The sequence below is a fragment of the Maribacter spongiicola genome (assembly GCF_004364165.1).
Lineage (GTDB): Bacteria > Bacteroidota > Bacteroidia > Flavobacteriales > Flavobacteriaceae > Maribacter > Maribacter spongiicola.
The window spans coordinates 526,763-545,624 of sequence record NZ_SOAY01000010.1 but is presented as its reverse complement, the minus strand read 5'-3'; the positions used below and the strand labels follow the sequence as shown (position 1 = coordinate 545,624).

The 18,862-nt window shown below is 35.8% G+C and carries 13 protein-coding genes; 11 read left to right on the top strand and 2 right to left on the bottom strand.

Annotation, left to right across the window (positions count from 1 at the left end; all coding sequences use genetic code 11):
- The first annotated feature begins 22 nt into the window (after positions 1–22).
- The 7 genes from CLV90_RS02980 (at position 23) to CLV90_RS02950 (ending at position 13,385) form a co-directional block, all read left to right on the top strand.
- Positions 23–3,367: a VCBS repeat-containing protein gene (locus CLV90_RS02980; protein ID WP_133686028.1), complete on the top strand. Its 3,345-nt coding sequence runs from the start codon at positions 23–25 to the stop codon at positions 3,365–3,367.
- A gap of 14 nt (positions 3,368–3,381) precedes the next feature.
- Positions 3,382–4,743 (top strand): phosphatase PAP2 family protein, encoded by a 1,362-nt coding sequence (locus CLV90_RS02975; protein WP_243835251.1) that lies wholly within the window; start codon positions 3,382–3,384, stop codon positions 4,741–4,743.
- A complete protein-coding gene (locus CLV90_RS02970) occupies positions 4,730–6,427 on the top strand; it encodes a CRTAC1 family protein (protein ID WP_133686027.1) in 1,698 nt (565 codons plus the stop codon). The genes CLV90_RS02975 and CLV90_RS02970 overlap by 14 nt, the downstream gene beginning before the upstream one ends.
- Before the next feature lie 309 nt (positions 6,428–6,736).
- Positions 6,737–7,342, top strand: coding sequence for a TetR/AcrR family transcriptional regulator (locus CLV90_RS02965; protein ID WP_133686026.1), 606 nt, complete (start codon positions 6,737–6,739; stop codon positions 7,340–7,342).
- Complete coding sequence (locus CLV90_RS02960; RefSeq protein WP_133686025.1) at positions 7,343–8,683, top strand: TolC family protein; 1,341 nt, start codon at positions 7,343–7,345, stop codon at positions 8,681–8,683. It begins immediately after the preceding gene.
- 25 nt (positions 8,684–8,708) lie between these two features.
- Positions 8,709–9,875: an efflux RND transporter periplasmic adaptor subunit gene (locus CLV90_RS02955; protein WP_133686024.1), complete on the top strand. Its 1,167-nt coding sequence runs from the start codon at positions 8,709–8,711 to the stop codon at positions 9,873–9,875.
- Between the two features lie 6 nt (positions 9,876–9,881).
- Complete coding sequence (locus CLV90_RS02950) at positions 9,882–13,385, top strand: efflux RND transporter permease subunit (protein WP_133686023.1); 3,504 nt, start codon at positions 9,882–9,884, stop codon at positions 13,383–13,385.
- Between the two features lie 73 nt (positions 13,386–13,458).
- Here the strand turns inward: CLV90_RS02950 and CLV90_RS02945 are convergent, their stop codons facing one another.
- Entirely contained in the window at positions 13,459–13,806 is a 348-nt protein-coding gene (locus CLV90_RS02945) for a toxin-antitoxin system YwqK family antitoxin (RefSeq protein WP_133686022.1), read from the bottom strand.
- A gap of 257 nt (positions 13,807–14,063) precedes the next feature.
- On the opposite strand from CLV90_RS02945, the gene aspS reads away from it, so the two are divergent.
- The 4 genes from aspS (at position 14,064) to CLV90_RS02925 (ending at position 18,310) form a co-directional block, all read left to right on the top strand.
- On the top strand, positions 14,064–15,818 hold the full coding sequence (gene aspS / locus CLV90_RS02940; RefSeq protein WP_133686021.1) for an aspartate--tRNA ligase: 1,755 nt from the start codon (positions 14,064–14,066) through the stop codon (positions 15,816–15,818).
- Positions 15,819–15,988: 170 nt separating this feature from the next.
- Complete coding sequence (locus CLV90_RS02935; RefSeq protein WP_133686020.1) at positions 15,989–17,773, top strand: chloride channel protein; 1,785 nt, start codon at positions 15,989–15,991, stop codon at positions 17,771–17,773.
- Between the two features lie 8 nt (positions 17,774–17,781).
- Complete coding sequence (locus tag CLV90_RS02930; RefSeq protein WP_133686019.1) at positions 17,782–18,048, top strand: hypothetical protein; 267 nt, start codon at positions 17,782–17,784, stop codon at positions 18,046–18,048.
- Between the two features lie 70 nt (positions 18,049–18,118).
- Entirely contained in the window at positions 18,119–18,310 is a 192-nt protein-coding gene (locus CLV90_RS02925; protein ID WP_027065298.1) for a cold-shock protein, read from the top strand.
- A gap of 70 nt (positions 18,311–18,380) precedes the next feature.
- Here the strand turns inward: CLV90_RS02925 and CLV90_RS02920 are convergent, their stop codons facing one another.
- Positions 18,381–18,824 (bottom strand): nucleoside deaminase, encoded by a 444-nt coding sequence (locus CLV90_RS02920; protein ID WP_133686018.1) that lies wholly within the window; start codon positions 18,822–18,824, stop codon positions 18,381–18,383.
- Positions 18,825–18,862: the final 38 nt, after the last annotated feature.

Below are 18,862 nucleotides of genomic sequence, written 5' to 3'. Positions count from 1 at the left end.
TAGATCTTTTACTTTTAAGCAAATGACAAAAAATCTAACTCTCTATTTTCTTATTATAGGTACAACACTTCTTCAAAGTTGTACAGAAAAGCCTAAAAAAGATGAAGTAACGGCTACTATTAGCAAGCCAGAAAAACCATCTCTTTTTACTCTTTTATCTGAAAATGAAACTAACGTTACTTTTCAGAACACTTTAAAAGAAGGACTAAATGCTAATGTATTGGTATATGAGTACTTATATAATGGTGGTGGCGTAGCTACGGGAGACTTTAATAATGACGGATTACAAGATTTATATTTCACCTCTAATATGGGGGAAAATAAGTTCTATTTAAATGAAGGCGATTTTACTTTTAAAGATGTAACCGTAATTTCAAAAGTCACCGGTAGACCAGGACCTTGGAAAACAGGTATTACGTCAGCAGACGTAAACGGCGACGGTAAATTAGACCTATACCTATGTTATTCAGGCGCATTGCCAGATGCTAAGCGTAAAAATCAACTTTTTATTAATCAAGGTAACGACGCTAATAACATTCCCATTTTTAAAGAACAAGCTGAAGCATATGGTTTGGCAAGTGCCGCATTCAGTAACCAAGGCTATTTTTTTGATTATGATAAAGATGGAGATTTAGACATGCTGTTATTAAACCATAATCCGAAATCATTACCAGTATTAAATGAAGTAAGCACAAAAGAATTTTTAAAAAAAGACGACCCGTTTCAAGGTACTCGTCTATTTGAACAAAGAGATAATAAATTTTACGACATCACCGAAAAAGCAGGTATAAGTGGTTCTGCCCTAACCTACGGATTAGGTATTGCCATAAGTGATATCAATAACGACGGATGGCAAGATTTCTACATTTCTAATGACTACACCGTGCCAGATTACTTGTACATCAATAATCAAAACGGAACATTTACAGACCAACTGGGCAGCCAAATGGGACACACAAGTCACTTCTCAATGGGAAATAATGTGGCGGATATTAATAATGACGGGCTACAAGATATTTTCACATTAGACATGTTACCAAAAGATAACAAACGCCAAAAGTTACTTTTATCTCCCGATAATTATGAAAAATTTGATTTAAATATAAGAAGCGGATTTCATCATCAATACATGCGTAACATGCTACAATTGAACAATGGTGATGACACCTTTAGTGAAATAGGTCAGTTATCAGGTATCTCAAATACAGACTGGAGCTGGGCTCCACTATTTGCAGATTTCGATAATGACGGATTTAAAGATTTATTTATTTCTAACGGATATTTCAGAGACTACACCAATTTAGATTTCATCAACTACATGGATAGTTACGTAAAATCTAAAGGCAGGTTACAACGACAAGATGTTTTAGAATTAATTAAAGAAATGCCAGCATCTAACCTAAACAATTTCTTTTACAGCAATAAAGACGGCGTAAATTTTATAGACAATACTAAAGGTGCTGGCATGGATCAACCCGCGAATAGTAACGGCGCTATATATACCGATTTAGATAATGATGGTGATTTGGATCTAGTGGTAAATAACATCAATAAACCGGCTTTTATTTACAGAAACGATTCGCCAAATGAAACCAATAACTATTTGAGTGTAGAACTTAAAGGAAGCGATAAAAATACAAATGGTATTGGTTCTAAAGTAAGTATTTTCAGTAATGGAGAAACTCAAGTAATTGAACAAATGCCCACTCAAGGTTATCTATCAACTGTTTCGCCCATTTTACATTTTGGATTGGCTGATAACACTACAATAGATTCCCTAGTAATCAATTGGAATTCGGGTAAAAAAGAAACCCTTTCACAAGTTTCTACAAATCAATTATTGGTACTTGAAGAAAGTAATGCAAAAAAAACAGTTTTAACAAAAGATGAATCAGAGGTCTTATTTTCAAAGATTGCAAGTGTTATTAATTACCAGCACCGATCATCATCAGTAAATGACTTTAAAAGGCAATCACTTTTATTAAAACAAGTATCTCATGATGGTCCGCCAATGGCGAAGGGAGATATTAATAATGACGGATTAGAAGATATTGTCATTGGTGGTGGCATTGGGCAAGTAACATCCATATTTATACAGACCAACAATAAGAAATTTACTCAAAAAGTCAATTTAAACTTTGATGTAGACAAAGCACATTTTGATTCAGACATCGCACTTTTTGATGTAAACAATGATGGCAACTTAGACATATACGTTGCCAGTGGTGGCTATCATAACTTTACCCAAAATGACCCTTTATTACAAGACCGATTGTATTTAGGTGATGGGAAAGGAAGTTTTGTAAAATCTGAATCTGCACTACCAAGTATACAAACAAGCACAGGATCAGTTGCTTTTTCAGATGTAAACGACGATACCTTTTTAGATATATTCGTTGGCGGATCTATAACTCCAGGTCGTTTTCCTGAATCATCTAGCAGCTATATTTTGATAAATGATGGTAAAGGCAATTTCACGGACAAGACCGATGATATTCAACCAGAATTTAAAAACTTAGGGATAACCGGCGATGCTGTTTGGGCGGATATGGACGGTGATAAAAAAGAAGATTTAATAGTTGTTGGTGATTGGATGCCTATTTCTATTTACCTCAATAAAAATGGTAAATTAATGAATGAAACAAATCAGTTTTTTGAGGAAACATTATCTGGATTATGGACCAGCCTACATGTAACTGACCTTAATAAAGATGGTAAACCAGATATAATTGCAGGTAATATAGGTGGCAATACTCAATTTAAATTGAGCAACGATACTCCAGCTGAATTGTATTATTCAGATTTTGACAATAATGGCTCTGTAGATCCTATTTTGAATTTTTATATGGATGGCACTAGTTACCCCTATATCACAAGAGATGAATTGTTAGGTCAACTTTCAGGTAAACGACAACAGTTTAATAGTTATGAAAAATATGCCGATGCAACATTGTCAGATATTTTTACTGAAACTGAAATGCAGAAGGCCAGTAAATTGGTAATTACCCATCAAGAAACTACCGTTTTAATGAGCAACTCAAATGGCAAATACCAAAACATACCATTACCTGTTCAAGCGCAATACGCTCCTATTTCAGAAATTATAAGTTCAGATTTCAACAATGACGGTAATATAGATTTGCTACTTTTAGGCAACAATGATTTTTATAAACTGAGAATAGGGAAGTTTGATGCCAACTACGGCACAGTACTTTTAGGTGACGGCAACGGTACTTTTAAATATGTATCGCAACCAAAATCTGGACTTTCAATAAAAGGAAGTAACACCCATGCAGTATTGATAAATGATGAACTTATATTAACCAGTTACGGTGCAGCAACTGAAACCTATAAACTTTTAAAATAGCTCTTTAAATAACGATGACTAGTACCATAAATAAAACACTTATAAGAATTTCTACCGTACTGCTGCTCTTGCTTACAATGGCATGCTCTACAAACGAGCAGTCGAAAATGAGTGATAAAGAAGTTGCTTTAGAATGGGCAAATATGACCTTGTTCATTACTAGATATACGCCCTCGAACTCCCCCACTTTTGCATCTAGGGCATTTGGCTATACTGGGCTAACCATGTATGAGGCAATTGTACCAGGTTTCACTGAATATAAATCAATGAACGGTCAATTGAAAGGGTTAGAAATGCTTCCTATGGCAGATGACTCTAAGGAATATAATTGGGTGTTGGCATTAAATGCCGGGCAATCTGAAATTCTAAAGAATATCTACGTTCAAACATCCGAAGAAAATATTAAAAAAATTGACTCTCTAGAACAAGTGATATTTACTCAATTTCAAAATGGTTTAGATGAAGAAACCGTTTCACGTTCTGTGGCTTTTGGTAAATCTGTCGCACAAACTATTTTCGAATGGTCAAAAACAGATGGCGGGCATAGAGGATACCTTCATAATTTCGATAAAACCATGATACACCCAAATCGACCAGGCGCTTGGAAACCACCATTATTCGCACAATCGTTCAGCCACCACCCATTACACCCACATTGGGGAGAAAACAGAACTTTCGCATCCACAAATAAAGAACTTGAAGACCCAAAGATGATTCCGTATGACACAACTGTTGGTTCACCGTATTACAAGCAGTTTGAAAATGTATATTTGAAAGATTTAGAATTGACACAGCTAGAAAAAGAAGCTGCTATTTGGTGGGGCGATGATCCAGATGTTAGTTTTACGCCACCAGGGCATTCTTATTATTTTGCCACCTTGGCTATAGATGGGCATGACATCTCGCTTATCGAAAGTGCTAAAATATACGCTCAATTAGGGATGGCAGTATCAGATGCTTTCGTGAATTGCTGGAAATGGAAATATCAGTTCTTTACGGAACGACCAAATACCTTTATTCCAAAATATATTGATGAAGAATGGGAGTCCTTCTGGCCCGACCCACCTTTTCCATCATTTCCCTCCGGGCATGCGATTCAAGCAGCTGCAGCAGCAACAGTTTTAGAGCATAACTTTGGCAAAGAATTTACTTTTACAGACAGAGCTCATGAAGGTAGAGAACGGGATGAACTCAAAGAAACTGATTTTGTAATTCGGTCATTCGACACCTTTTGGGATGCCGCACTAGAAACAGCAGATTCTAGATTTTATGGTGGCATACACACACAATTAGACAACGAAGTAGGTTTAGAAAAAGGGGTTGAAATCGCTAAAAATGTTTATGCCCTAGAATGGAAGAACAATGATAAAAAATAATTCAGCCCTTATTAAAATAAGCAGCAGCATATTCTTTCTATTATTCGGATTGATGAGCTATGCGCAACAATCTTTTACGGATGTTTCGGAAGCTGCTGGTATTGACCACCAATATGAAGTCTATGAAGGTACTTTTGGCGGTGGTGTTACCGTATTCGATGTAAATAATGACGGTTACGAAGATTTATATATAACGAGTGGTATAAAATCTGACCGACTATACCTTAACAATGGTGACGGTACTTTCAAAGATGTTTTTAAAAATTCTGGACTAGAAGTTACAGATGAGTTTGTTACCCAAGGTGTCGTAAGTGCTGATATTAATAAAGATGGATATAGAGATTTGTTCGTCACCACCATTACTACTACCGATGGTAAAAGCGTAATACCAAGAGCTAAAAATTTACTCTTCTTAAATAATGGAGATATCACCTTTAAAGATGTAACGAATGAATACGGATTAGAAGACTTAAACTCCTTCAGTACAGGACCAAGTTTTGGCGATTTTAATGCAGATGGATATCCTGATTTATTTGTGGGTAATTATTTTCAAGAATTTACCGGCAAATTGGGTATTATAAAAGATGCTACCATAGTTAGTGCGAACCAAACCGCTAGAAGTTATTTACTAGAAAATAAAGGAGGTAAAAGTTTCGAAAACGTGTATGATGCATATGGTTTAGGACATAAAGGCTTTGGTTTTGGTGGAGTTTTTACCGACTATGATAATGACCAAGATCAAGACTTGTTGGTGAATCAAGATTTTGGCTATAAAGCAGTTCCTAATTTTCTATACCGAAATGAGTATCCTGATGACCATTTTGATGATGCTAGTAAGGAAACCGAAATGGACTTGAAAATAAACGCCATGGGTGCAGCAGTTGGCGATTATAATGGTGATGGGTGGATGGATTATTACATTACCAACATCAAGTTCAATATGCTAATGGAGAACCAAGGTATCGGTAAACCGTTTGTTGACAAGGCTAAGGAATTAGGCACTTACAATCTTGCAATTAGTTGGGGTGCAAATTTTGCTGATTTTGATCATGATGAAGATTTAGATCTGTTTGTTTCTAACGGAGATCTGAATCCGAATTGTACACCTATGGGTAATTTCTATTTTGAGAACAATGATAATACGTATACAGAAAAAGGCAGAGAACTAGCCATTAACGATTACGGTATCGGTAGAGGTTCGGTCATTTTTGATATGGATAATGATGGTGATATGGATTTACTAGTTGTAAATCAACAACCGATTCTAAATTACCCCATAGCATCTACCACTCGACTTTTTAGAAATGACCTAGAAAAAGGTAATTGGCTAAAAGTTGCACTTAAAGGTTTGGATTCTGAAGCAAATGGCATTGGCTCTCGCATAACTGTAGTTGCCAATGGAAAAAGAATTATTAGAGAAATTGATGGTGGTGGATCTAGCCATTTATCACAAAATTCGGTGATCGCACATTTTGGCTTGGGAGATAATACCGTTGTTGATTCTGTAATTGTTAACTGGACAGGCGGCAATACTCAAATACTAACCAACATAAAAGCTAATCAACAATTAGAAATTGTCGAAATCAATCAACCGAAAGAAGAAATTTCTAATATATGGTACTTAATTGGCGCTTTATTATCACTTGTTGTTCTCTATTTTGTAGCAAAAAGAAAAAGGCAATAAGCTTATTTTACTTTACTAAAGGCCATTACAATCAATTTGTTTTAAGAATACCTACTTCAAAATACATCAGTATTTCATACCTCAACTTTTCTAATTCATACATTTTAAAACGCTTTTATACCTTCTATGTATAATAGCGCAGACAGGTATTTTCAAAAAACCAAAGGTCTAGCATCAAGTCATTAAAGCTATATAGCTAGTTACGAATCTCTCAAAAAATCGTTGAAAAACTACCGAACATTAAAAAATTGTAAAACTTTGGAAACTTTTTTAGTTTCTAAAGTTTCCTGATGTATATTTGCAGCCGTTATGAAAGAAAAAATTAGGGATACGGCTTCACAGCTTTTCTTAGAGCGTGGTTTTAAGAGTATTACCATGGACGATATTGCCAATGAAATCGGCATGTCTAAAAAAACCATATACAGCGAGTACAGTAATAAGACTTCGTTAGTGGAAGATTGCGTAATGAATAAGTTCTGCGATTTAAGTGATGGTATTGACCTGATTATAGCGATGGAGAAAAACGCTATTGAAGAATTATATGAGATTAAAAAATATGTAATGTCTCATTTAAATGATGAAAAAAGCTCTCCTCAGTATCAATTAATGAAATACTATCCGAAAATTCATAAAAACCTGAAGCTTATGCAATTCGATAAAATGCATAAGTGCATATTATTGAATGTTGAAGGCGGTTTAAAACAAGGCTTGTTTAGAGACAATATAAATCCGGAGTTTGTTGCTCGTATCTATTTTACCGGTCTAAATAGTATAAAAGACCAAAACATGTTTCCCTTAGAACAATTTCCGATAGGCAAACTTATGGACTCATTTTTAGAATACCATATTAGAGGTATTGTAACACCAAAAGGAAAAACCATATTAAATAATATCATCAATTCAAATCAAGAATAAATGCGAAATCAATTAGTAATCTTAATCACTATTCTAAGTATTAGTCTAGGATATTCACAAGAGCAAACCTATTCGTTTACATTAGAAGAAGCGATTCAATTTGCGTTAGAAAACAACTATTCGGCGATTAATGCGAATAGAGATATTATAGATGCCCAAAAGCAAAAATGGGAAACTATAGCAGGCGGACTTCCACAGATTAATGGATCTGTTGGGTACTCTAATCAACTAAAACAACCTGTAACATTACTGCCTGCAGAATTGGTAGGTGGTGCAGCAGGTGAATTTATACCTGTAGTTTTCTCTCAACCACAATCAGCAACGGCAACTGCAACATTGACCCAACAAATATTTGATGGCTCATACATTGTAGGTGTTCAAGCAACTAAGGCTTTTTTAAGTTACAGTGACAACAATAAAGAGAAAACAGATTTAGATGTTAGAAAACAAGTTGTTGAAGCTTACGGTAACGTACTTTTAGCAGAAGAAAGCATAGAAATATTAGAAAAGAACAAAAGCACGCTCGAAAAAAATCTTTTTGAAACTTCGAAGTTATTTGAAAACGGACTTGGAGATGAAGAAAGTGTTGATCAACTTCAAATTACCCTATCATCTGTAGAAAATCAGTTACAAAGTGCTCTTAGACTAAAGGATATTACGTTACAAATGTTGAATGTAAGTATGGGGCTTGACCTAAATGCGCCAACACAATTACAAGAGAACCTAGAAGATCTTACCATGTCAAAAATGGATTTAAGTATTCTTGGTTTTGACTTCAATATTAATGATAATGTAGATTACAAACTTGCCGAGAATTTAAACGAACAACGTTATTTTGAATGGAAATTAGCAAGAAGTCGTGCGCTACCTACTTTGAATGTGTATGTAAATTATGGTAGTTCAGCTTTCTCAGAAAACTTCGATTTTTTCAGCGGAGATCAACAGTGGTTCGATTCTTCTATTTTAGGTTTTGACCTGAACATTCCCATTTTTAGTTCATTTAAAAGAAGTGCCAGCACCCAACGCGCTAAAATTGCTTTAGAAAAATCAAAAACACAATTAACCGAAGCTGAACAACAAATTAGATTACAGTTAGAGAATGCTAAAAACAATTATACCCTGGCGATAGATAATTACGAAACTGCGAAGCAGAACCTAACATTATCTGAACGTATTGAAAACAAAAACCAAATCAAATACAAAGAAGGTCTTGCAACCAGTTTTGAATTGAGACAGGCACAAACACAATTGTATGCTACCCAACAAGAATACTTACAATCAATGGTAGAGGTAATTAATAACAAGACCGAATTGGAAACCATTTTAAATACAAAAGACTAAATAATCAATCAATAAAAATACAATCATGAAGAAAATACTAATTTTATTAATTACAACCGTTGGCATATACTCATGTGGCAGTGGTGAGCAATCGGTAGCCGATATCATTGCACAACAAGACTTAGAGGCAATAAGAGCTAAGAAAAATGATATAACCTCACAACAAAAACTGATTGATGCACAATTAAAATCTTTAGATTCTGCAATAGCCGTTTTGGGTAATGAAGAGAAATTACCATTGGTAAACACATTAACAGCAAAAAAAGAGCTTTTTAACCACTACTTAGAATTACAGGGTGATGTTTCTACTAAGCAAAATGTACTGATCTACCCAGAAATGGCGGGTACGCTTCAAAGAGTATATGTTAAAGAAGGTGACAGAGTTTCTAGAGGGCAAGTATTAGCTACTATTGATGATGGCGGTATGTCTAGCCAAGTAAGTCAATTGAAATCTCAAGCTGCTTTGGCAAAAACGACTTTTGAGCGTCAAGAGCGTTTATGGAACCAGAATATAGGTTCAGAAATTCAATATTTACAAGCTAAAACCAATTATGAAGCTGCAGAGAATATGGTTTCTCAAACACAGAGCCAATTAGGGAAGTCTACCATAAGAGCACCTTTCTCTGGTATTATTGACAATGTAATAAAAGACCAAGGCACCGTAGTTGCCCCTGGTCCAGGTTCAGAGGTATTTCGTATTGTAAATCTTTCTGACATGTACATTGAGGTAGAAGTGCCAGAAACATATTTAGGTAGCGTTTCTAAAGGAAAAGAAGCTTTAGTATACTTTCCTGTTTTGGGTGATAGTATTGTTACAAAAATTAGAGAGACAGGCAATTTCATCAATCCTTCGAATAGATCTTTCGAAGTTGAAATACCTGTACCGAATAAAGAAGGTAAAATTAAACCGAATCTTTCTGCTAAAGTCGCTATTAACGACTATACAAGTGAAGACGCTATATTAATACCGACTAGTATAATTTCAGAAAATGCAGATGGTGAGCAATATGTTTTCGTTGCAGAAGAGCCTAATGCAGATGGTGAGGCTTTGGTAAAAAGAAGCGTAATTATTACTGGTAGAACACAAGGTGCGAATATTGAAGTATTATCTGGTTTAGCAGATGGTAACGAAATTATTAAAGAAGGTGCCAGAAGTGTAAAAGATGGTCAAAAAGTAAAAATCAAAAAATAAATATCGATGAGCAAAGTACAAAAGAACGCCGATAAGGAATTCGGTTTATCGTCTTGGGCCATTGATAACCCCTCGGTTATTTATGTGATGATTGCTATTTTTCTTTGGTTGGGATTCAGCGCCTATATGGCGATGCCCAGAGAAGATTTTCCTGAAATTATAGAGACCAAAATCTATATTAGTACACCTTACCCAGGTAACACTGCCGAAGATATTGAAAAACTGATTACAGACCCTTTAGAGGATCGGTTAAAGAATATTAGCAACGTAGTAGAAATTACCTCAACTTCTCAAGAAGATTACGCTATTTTAACCATAGAATTTGACGAGGACATTACCGTTGAGCAAGCTAAGCAAAAGGTAAAAGATGAAGTAGATAGTGAAAAAGCGAGTGAAGACTGGCCTACTTTCAATGGTGCCAAGGTAGAACCAAATGTGTTCGACCTCAATTTCTCTGAAGAAGTACCTATTATGAATATCAATTTCACAGGAGATTACCCTGTAGAAAAGTTGAAAGAGTTTGCTGAATATTTACAAGATGAAGTAGAAGACTTACCAGAAATTAAACAAGCAGATATACGTGGTGCACAAGATTTAGAAGTTGAAGTCGGTGTCGACATTTACAAAATGATGGCTGCTAAAATCAGCTTTCAAGATGTGATAAGTGCTATTAGCAATGGTAATATGACGATGTCTGCCGGTAATTTAAAAACTGTGGGGCAAAGACGTACCATTCGTATTCTAGGCGAAGTAGAAGACCCTAAAGAATTGAACAACTTCGTGGTTAAATCTGAAAATGGCGCCGTATACTTAAAAGATATTGCGACTATTAACTTTCAAGCAAAAGACAAAACTACCTATGCTCGAGAATTCGGAAACAACGTAGTAATGCTCGATGTTAAAAAGAGAGCCGGTAGAAACTCTATTTCTGCAGCAGATAAAATAAAGGAATTAGTAAAGAAGGAGAAAGCAAATTACTTTCCACCAGATTTAAATATCTCAATTGCTAATGATTCTTCTACTCGTACGCTCAATCAAGTTGATGATTTGGTTAACAATATCATCTTCGGTATTATACTTGTAGTAACCGTTTTAATGTTCTTCTTAGGCTTTAGAAATGCGTTATTCGTTGGTTTCGCGATACCTATGTCCATGTTCATGTCATTCGTCATATTATCATGGCTAGGTTATACCCTAAACACGATGATCCTTTTCGGAATGATCATGGGGCTTGGTATGTTAGTAGATAACGGTATTGTTGTGGTGGAAAACGTTTACCGATTAATGGATGAAGGTTTGTCAAGAACCGAAGCTGCTAAAAAAGGTATTGGTGAAATTGCCTACCCTATTATTATATCGACAGCAACCACAGTTGCAGCATTCGTTCCATTGGGACTTTGGCCTGGTATTTTTGGGCAGTTTATGATTTACTTCCCTATTACACTTTCCGTAGTATTGGGCTCGTCATTATTCGTGGCAATTTTCATGAATTCTATGTTAGTTTCTAAATTCATGAGTACAGATGAAAAAGAACTGACCTTAAAGCAATTGATTAGAATGAGTGTTATTCTTGGTGGTCTAGGAGCATTAATACTACTTTTTGGTGGTGCTATGCGTGGCTTGGGTTCTGTACTTATACTTACCGCCATAATGTTTTGGGCTTATAAATACATTATTAAAGGTTCAGCTATACGATTTCAAAAGAGAACTATGGCGCGCTTTGAAAATTGGTATGAGCGTCGTTTAAAGCATGCCTTAAGAGGTAGCAATGTATACTGGTATTTTGGTATTACATTTTTAATGTTGATAGGTGTATTCATGTTATTTGGTATGTCTGTTGGTAGCGGTCGTACAAAAATTGAATTTTTCCCAGATAACAAACCAAATGAAATCTATGTGTATGTAGAATACCCTGAAGGTACTTCTATTGAAAAGACCAATGAGATTACTAAAGAGGTAGAAAACCAAGTGTACGCTATCATGAATGATGATATGTACAAGAATGAAAAGGGTGAAAACTTTATGATGGCCTCTGCTGTATCTGTAGTAGGTGAAGGTGCCGGCAATCCACTTACCGATGGTGGTTCATCTGCCGAAATGCCACATAAGGGTAAGGTAACCGTAAACTTTAGCGAGTATAAATTTCGTAATGGTTTAAATACCGAAGATATAAGAGGGCGTGTTCAGGCCGCATTACAGGGTATTTATCCTGGTGTTGCCATATCGGTAGAGAAAGATGCCAATGGTCCGCCAGCTGGTTTTCCTATTAATATTGAGCTTGAAGGCAATGACTATGATGAACTGATCAATACTGCCGAAGACATTAAAAACTTCATTAATACCAAAAACATTGCTGGTATTGAAGAATTGAAGATTGATGTAAACAAAGGCAAACCAGCTATGCAAGTAATTGTGGATCGCGAAAAAGCGGGGGAATTAGGTGTTGCCGTTGGTCAAGTTGGTAATCAGTTAAGACGTTCTATTTTTGGTGAAAAAGCAGGTGTTTATAAAGAAGATGGTGAAGATTATGATATCAACATCAGATTCAATGAAGATTTGAGATACAATAAAAGTGCGCTGTTCAATCAGAATATCATTTTTAGAGATCCTTCTAACGGACAGATTAAAGAGATTCCAATTTCTGCAGTAGCAACCGAAAAAAACACGTCTGGTTATAGCGCCATTAAACACCGCGATGGTAAAAGAGTAGTAACTATTTACTCCGGATTAAAACCTGGCTTTACAGATGCCGGGGCAATTGTTGCTGAAATTCAAAATGAAATGGGAAGTTTTGACGGAACTCCCGCTACCGTTAAAATCGATTATACAGGTCAGTTAGAAGAGCAAGCTAAGCAACAAGCTTTCCTAGTAGGTGCTTTTTTCTCCGGATTAGGATTGATTATGCTTATTTTAATATTCCAATTTGGTGGTATCTCTAAGCCATTGATTATTATGATTGCCATTTTCTTAAGCTTTATCGGCGTATTTGGAGGATTGATGATCACCGGATGGTCTTTTGTAATTATGATGACCATGATGGGTATTATCTCATTAGCCGGTATTGTGGTAAATAACGGAGTGGTACTGCTCGATTATACCCAAATTCTGATAGATCGTAAAAAAGTGCGTCTTGGTATAGAAGACAGTGATCTGTTAACGATGGATGATGCAACAGATTCCATGATCGTAGGTGGTAAGGCAAGATTACGACCGGTAATATTAACTGCCATTACAACAGTTTTAGGATTGATTCCGCTTGCAATCGGTTTAAATATTGATTTCTTTGCATTGTTCTCAGAGTTTAATCCACATATTTATATTGGTGGTGATAACGTAATATTCTGGGGACCATTAGCTTGGACGGTAATCTTCGGATTAATCGTAGCTACCTTCTTAACCTTAATCATTGTACCGGTACTATTTAATATCGTATACCGTATTAAGGTAAAGTTTAGCAGTTTTGGAAACAAGAGTAAAGATTCGAATGAACGACTTGAAAGTGTAGCATAATACACTTTAAATTAATTGCATAAAAAAAGCCCGTATCATAATTGATACGGGCTTTTTATTTGAGTTAGTTAGTCTATTTATTACTAACAACAGGATCTTTTTTGCCAGCTTTAGAAACACTTGCAATTCTGTTGTTATCAAAACTTACTTCGCTTTTTACATCGCCTTCCCAGAATAACCACGTACCAGTTCTAACACCGTTCTCGTAATTACCCATGGCAATTTTCTCACCTTTTTCGTTGAACATTTTCCATTCACCTTCTAACTTCTCATTTAAAAAGTATCCTTCTTGAGACTTTTCTCCATTTGCGTGAAAGTAAGTTGCTTTTACTTTATCACCTTCTTTTTCAAAAGTAGGATCAACCTGAGCATATGCTCCTAAAGACAATGCCATTACAGCTATAATTAAGAATTTTTTCATGATATATTTTTTTTGGGATTATTATTCTACAATATTCTAACGAGATAAAGATACAATTATTTTGCAATTAATCAATGTTTAGGTAACTTTTACATAACATTAAATTTACATTGAAACTGTATATAATTGTTTTTGAGGTAGTTAGGTAAAATTCAATTTCATATCTACCAAACCGGTCATCCTATAAAACGTGCATCTAATATAGATCTTTAATGAAATAGACTTCTTAAATTTGCCCTTTCAATAAAGCACATGTTATGTATAGAAGCCATTCCTGCGGGGAATTAAGAGAATCACATATTGGCCAAACGGTTACACTATCTGGTTGGGTAGCCAAAACTAGAGACAAAGGTTTCGTTGTTTGGGTAGATTTAAGAGATCGCTATGGTATTACACAACTCGTACTTGATGAAGACCGAACAAATGCAGAGTTACTAGAGCAGGCAAGAAATTTAGGTAGAGAGTTTGTTATTCAAATAAAGGGTGAGGTTATTGAAAGAGCTTCTAAAAATGCTAACATCCCAACAGGTAATATTGAGGTTTTGGTTTCCGAACTTACCATTCTAAACGAATCTAAGACTCCGCCATTCACTATCGAGAATGAAACCGATGGTGGTGAAGACCTTAGAATGAAATATAGATATTTAGACATCCGTAGAAATCCTGTAAAAAACAATCTTATTTTTAGAAGTAAGGTAACTATGGAAGTTCGTAAATTTTTATCGGGCGAAGGCTTTATAGAAGTGGAGACTCCGTATTTAATAAAATCGACACCAGAAGGTGCTCGTGATTTCGTTGTACCTAGTCGTATGAACGAAGGGCAATTTTACGCATTGCCACAATCACCACAAACATTTAAGCAATTACTTATGGTTGGTGGTATGGATAAATACTTTCAGATTGTAAAGTGTTTTAGAGATGAAGATTTACGTGCCGACAGACAGCCAGAGTTTACACAGATAGATTGTGAAATGGCTTTTGTTGAGCAAGAAGATATACTTAACGTATTCGAAAACTTAACAAAGTACCTTTTAAAAGAAGTGAACGGTGTTGAAATCGATTCGTTCCCAAGAATGACTTATGACGATGCCATGGCTAAATATGGTAACGATAAGCCAGATATTCGTTTTGGGATGGAATTCGCTGAACTCAATACTGTAGCACAACATAAAGAATTCGGAGTTTTTAATTCTGCCGAATTAGTAGTAGGTATTGCCGTACCAGATGCTGCAGAATATACTAGAAAGGAATTAGATGCATTAGTCAACTGGGTAAAACGCCCGCAAGTTGGAGCTAACGGAATGGTTTATGTAAAATGTAATGAAGACGGAAGCTTTAAATCTACCGTAGATAAATTCTACGACCAAGACGATTTAGCTAAGTGGGCAGCAGCAACTGGTGCTAAACCAGGTGATCTTATCTGCGTACTTTCTGGTGATGCCAATAAAACAAGAACACAGTTAAGTGCCTTACGTATGGAAATGGCAACGAGACTAGGACTTAGAAAACCCAACGAATTCGCACCATTATGGGTAGTTGATTTCCCATTATTGGAGCTTGATGAAGAAACCGGACATTACCATGCCATGCACCACCCGTTTACATCGCCAAAACCAGGTCAGTTAGAATTACTGGATACTGATCCAGGTGCAGTACGTGCAAACGCTTATGATCTTGTATTGAACGGAAACGAAATAGGCGGTGGATCTATTCGTATTCACGATAAAGATATGCAAGCAACAATGTTCAAGCATTTAGGTTTTACACCTGAAGAAGCAAAAGCACAATTCGGCTTTCTGATGGATGCTTTCCAATACGGTGCACCACCACATGGTGGATTAGCATTTGGTTTAGATAGACTTGTATCTATTTTAGGCGGACAAGAAACTATCAGAGATTTTATTGCTTTCCCTAAAAACAATAGTGGTAGAGATGTTATGATCGATGCACCTGCACCTATTGATAATGCACAATTGAAAGAATTGAGTTTGAAGTTAGACATTCAAGAATAATTAATCTTGACAAAATAATATTAAAAAAATCCTGCCGCTGAGCAGGATTTTTTTGTTTTTGCTATGGAAACCTCATCTGGAATTTATCTTGAAGATTTAGAAGAACTTAAAGCTAAAATCATAGCAAGTAATTAAATACCTTTGAACCATATCACTGATATGGCTCAAACATGCCCATCCAAAGAAATAAAATATTAAAAAGTATTTACAAATGGAGATATAAACATATCTCTCAAAAAACCTTCATTTACATCTTAAGTGTAATAGTTGGGCTTTTAGCTGGTTTGGCATCTGTAACCCTCAAAAACATTACTTATTTTATTGAAGCGTCTCTTGAAAAAGGGATTATTTTCTCAAGTAATCAGTTGTATTTTATTCTACCAATTATAGGTCTTACGTTGGTATATCTTTATGTAAAATACATTCATAAAGAGAAATTAAAACATGCTGTTTCTTCCATTCTATTTTCCTTATCAAGAAACAAGGCAAATATCGACGCGAAGCAGATGTACACCCAGCTTATTATCGCTCCGTTAACTGTTGGTTTTGGTGGATCAGTAGGGTTATTGGGTCCGGCAGTGGCTACAGGCGCAGCATTAAGCTCTAATTTAGGTAAGCTCTTTCACATAAATTCTAAAACGCGGTCTTTATTAATTGCCTGCGCATCGGCAGGTGCAATATCATCTATATTTCAATCGCCGATTGCCGCTATCATTTTTGCGGTAGAAGTATTTAGTCTAGACCTGACTATGATATCTATGTTACCGTTATTGTTGGCATCGATTAGTGGTGTACTTACCTCCTACTTCTTCATGGGCAACGAGGTATTGTTCAATTTCTCCATTAGTGAGCCATTTGAAGTGAAGGATACTTTGTTTTATGTTCTTCTCGGCGTAGGTACAGCAGTAGCATCTATCTACTTTACAAAAATGTACTTTGGTATCATTAACCTTTTTAAGCCATTGAAAAGTCCGAAATATAGGCTTTTAGTAGGCGGTCTAGCTATAGGTATTATGCTATATATGATTCCTCCACTGTATGGTGAAGGTTTTTCATTTATCAACGACCTTTTAATCGGCGATCATATTAAAGCTTTAGGCAAAACTCCATTCGATGCCTACATCGCTAATATTTGGGTGGTAATTGCTCTATTATTCGGCATCACAATTTTTAAGGCAGTAGCGATGACCACTACTTTGGCTGCCGGTGGTGCGGGTGGAATTTTCATACCAACAATGGTAATGGGTAGTGCTTTAGGGAATGTCGTAGCTAAATTGATTAACAATTCAGGATTAGGATTTTCGGTATCTGAAAGTAACTTCACCCTTATAGGCATGGCGGGTCTTATTGCCGGTGTACAACATGCGCCGTTGACCGCAATTTTCCTTATTGCAGAAATAACGGGTGGTTATGCACTTTTTGTTCCTCTGATGATTACCGCATCTATATCATACATTATCACCAAAAACACCGTAGATTATACGATTTACACCAGAGAATTAGCTGAAAGTGGCGATTTACTAACACACAATAAAGATCAAGCTGTGCTAACCCTTATGGACCTTGATACTGTGATAGAAACCAACTTCAAAATCGTAAACCCAGAAATGACCTTGGGTGAAATGCTACATGATTCCGTTGCCAAATCAACACGAAATATTTTTCCAGTAGTAGATGCAAATCACATGTTTTTGGGTATTATTTTATTGGATGATATTAGGGAGTTTATGTTCGATACCAAATTGTACAACACTACAAAGGTGGAAACATTTACCCACAAAGCACCCGATCATATTTATTATGGGCTGGACAGTATGCAAATTGTAATGCAAAAATTTCAAGATAGTGGCGCATGGAATTTACCTGTCGTCAAAAACGGAAAATATATGGGCTTTGTTTCAAAATCAAAACTATTGACCGCTTACAGAAGAGAACTTATAAAATTCACAAAGTAAAATAACTCATGAAATATATAATTATCGCTATAGTATTAGTCTCGATCGGATTAATCATTTACGGATTCAATTTAGATACCGGTGAAGAAGCACTATCACATCGATATATAGGCTCAGGCACCTTATTGCTATTTTTAATAGCCATGCCACTTTTTCTAATAAAAGAGAGCAAGGGTAAAAAATTCAATGATTACATGCTTACCGATGAAAATGTGCGAAAAATGCAAGGAAAAGAACCTAGAAAGACTGATAATCAAGACAATCCGATAAAATAATAGTTCAAAACCCTACCAATGAATCTTAAAATATTGTAAATTAGAATGTTAACATTAAAATTTCAATACAATGATTGGTACCGTCAAATTTTACAATGAATCTAAAGGTTATGGGTTTATAACCAATGAAGAAACTGGAAAAGATATTTTTGTTCACGCCACCGCTTTACATGGCACGGAAATTAGAGAAGGTGATAAAGTGAGTTATGAGGAGGAAGAAGGAAGAAAAGGTACTGTTGCCGGACAAGTGCAGGTGCTTTAAAAATAGTCTTTCTCACTAAAAAAATTAGATAACCACGCTCTTGCGTGGTTGTTCATTTTAACTCGATTTCCTATTTTCTTTTCTCCACAAAAAATTGCTGTAATAAACTAGCCGCTTCATCTGCAAGAATACCACCGATCATTTTAGTTCTAGGGTGAAGAGTTGTTCCCATGACTCGGCAACCACGCTGTTCATCTGTAGCCCCATAAACGATTTTACCAATCTGACTCCAATACAACGCACCAGCACACATTTGGCACGGCTCTAAGGTTACATACAACGTACAATCTTTTAAATACTTTCCGCCTAGAAAATTAGCGGCAGAAGTAATCGCCTGCATTTCGGCATGTGCGGTAACATCGTTTAGTTTCTCAGTAAGATTATGTGCTCTGGCAATGATTCTATCTTGGACTACAATAACTGCACCTACAGGCACCTCGCCAGCTTCAAATGCATATTCTGCTTCTTGTAGCGCCTTTTTCATAAAATAAGTATCATCGTAAGGTAAAAGCATAAGCTCAAAAATACGATAGTTTCATTTTTAAAAAAGTA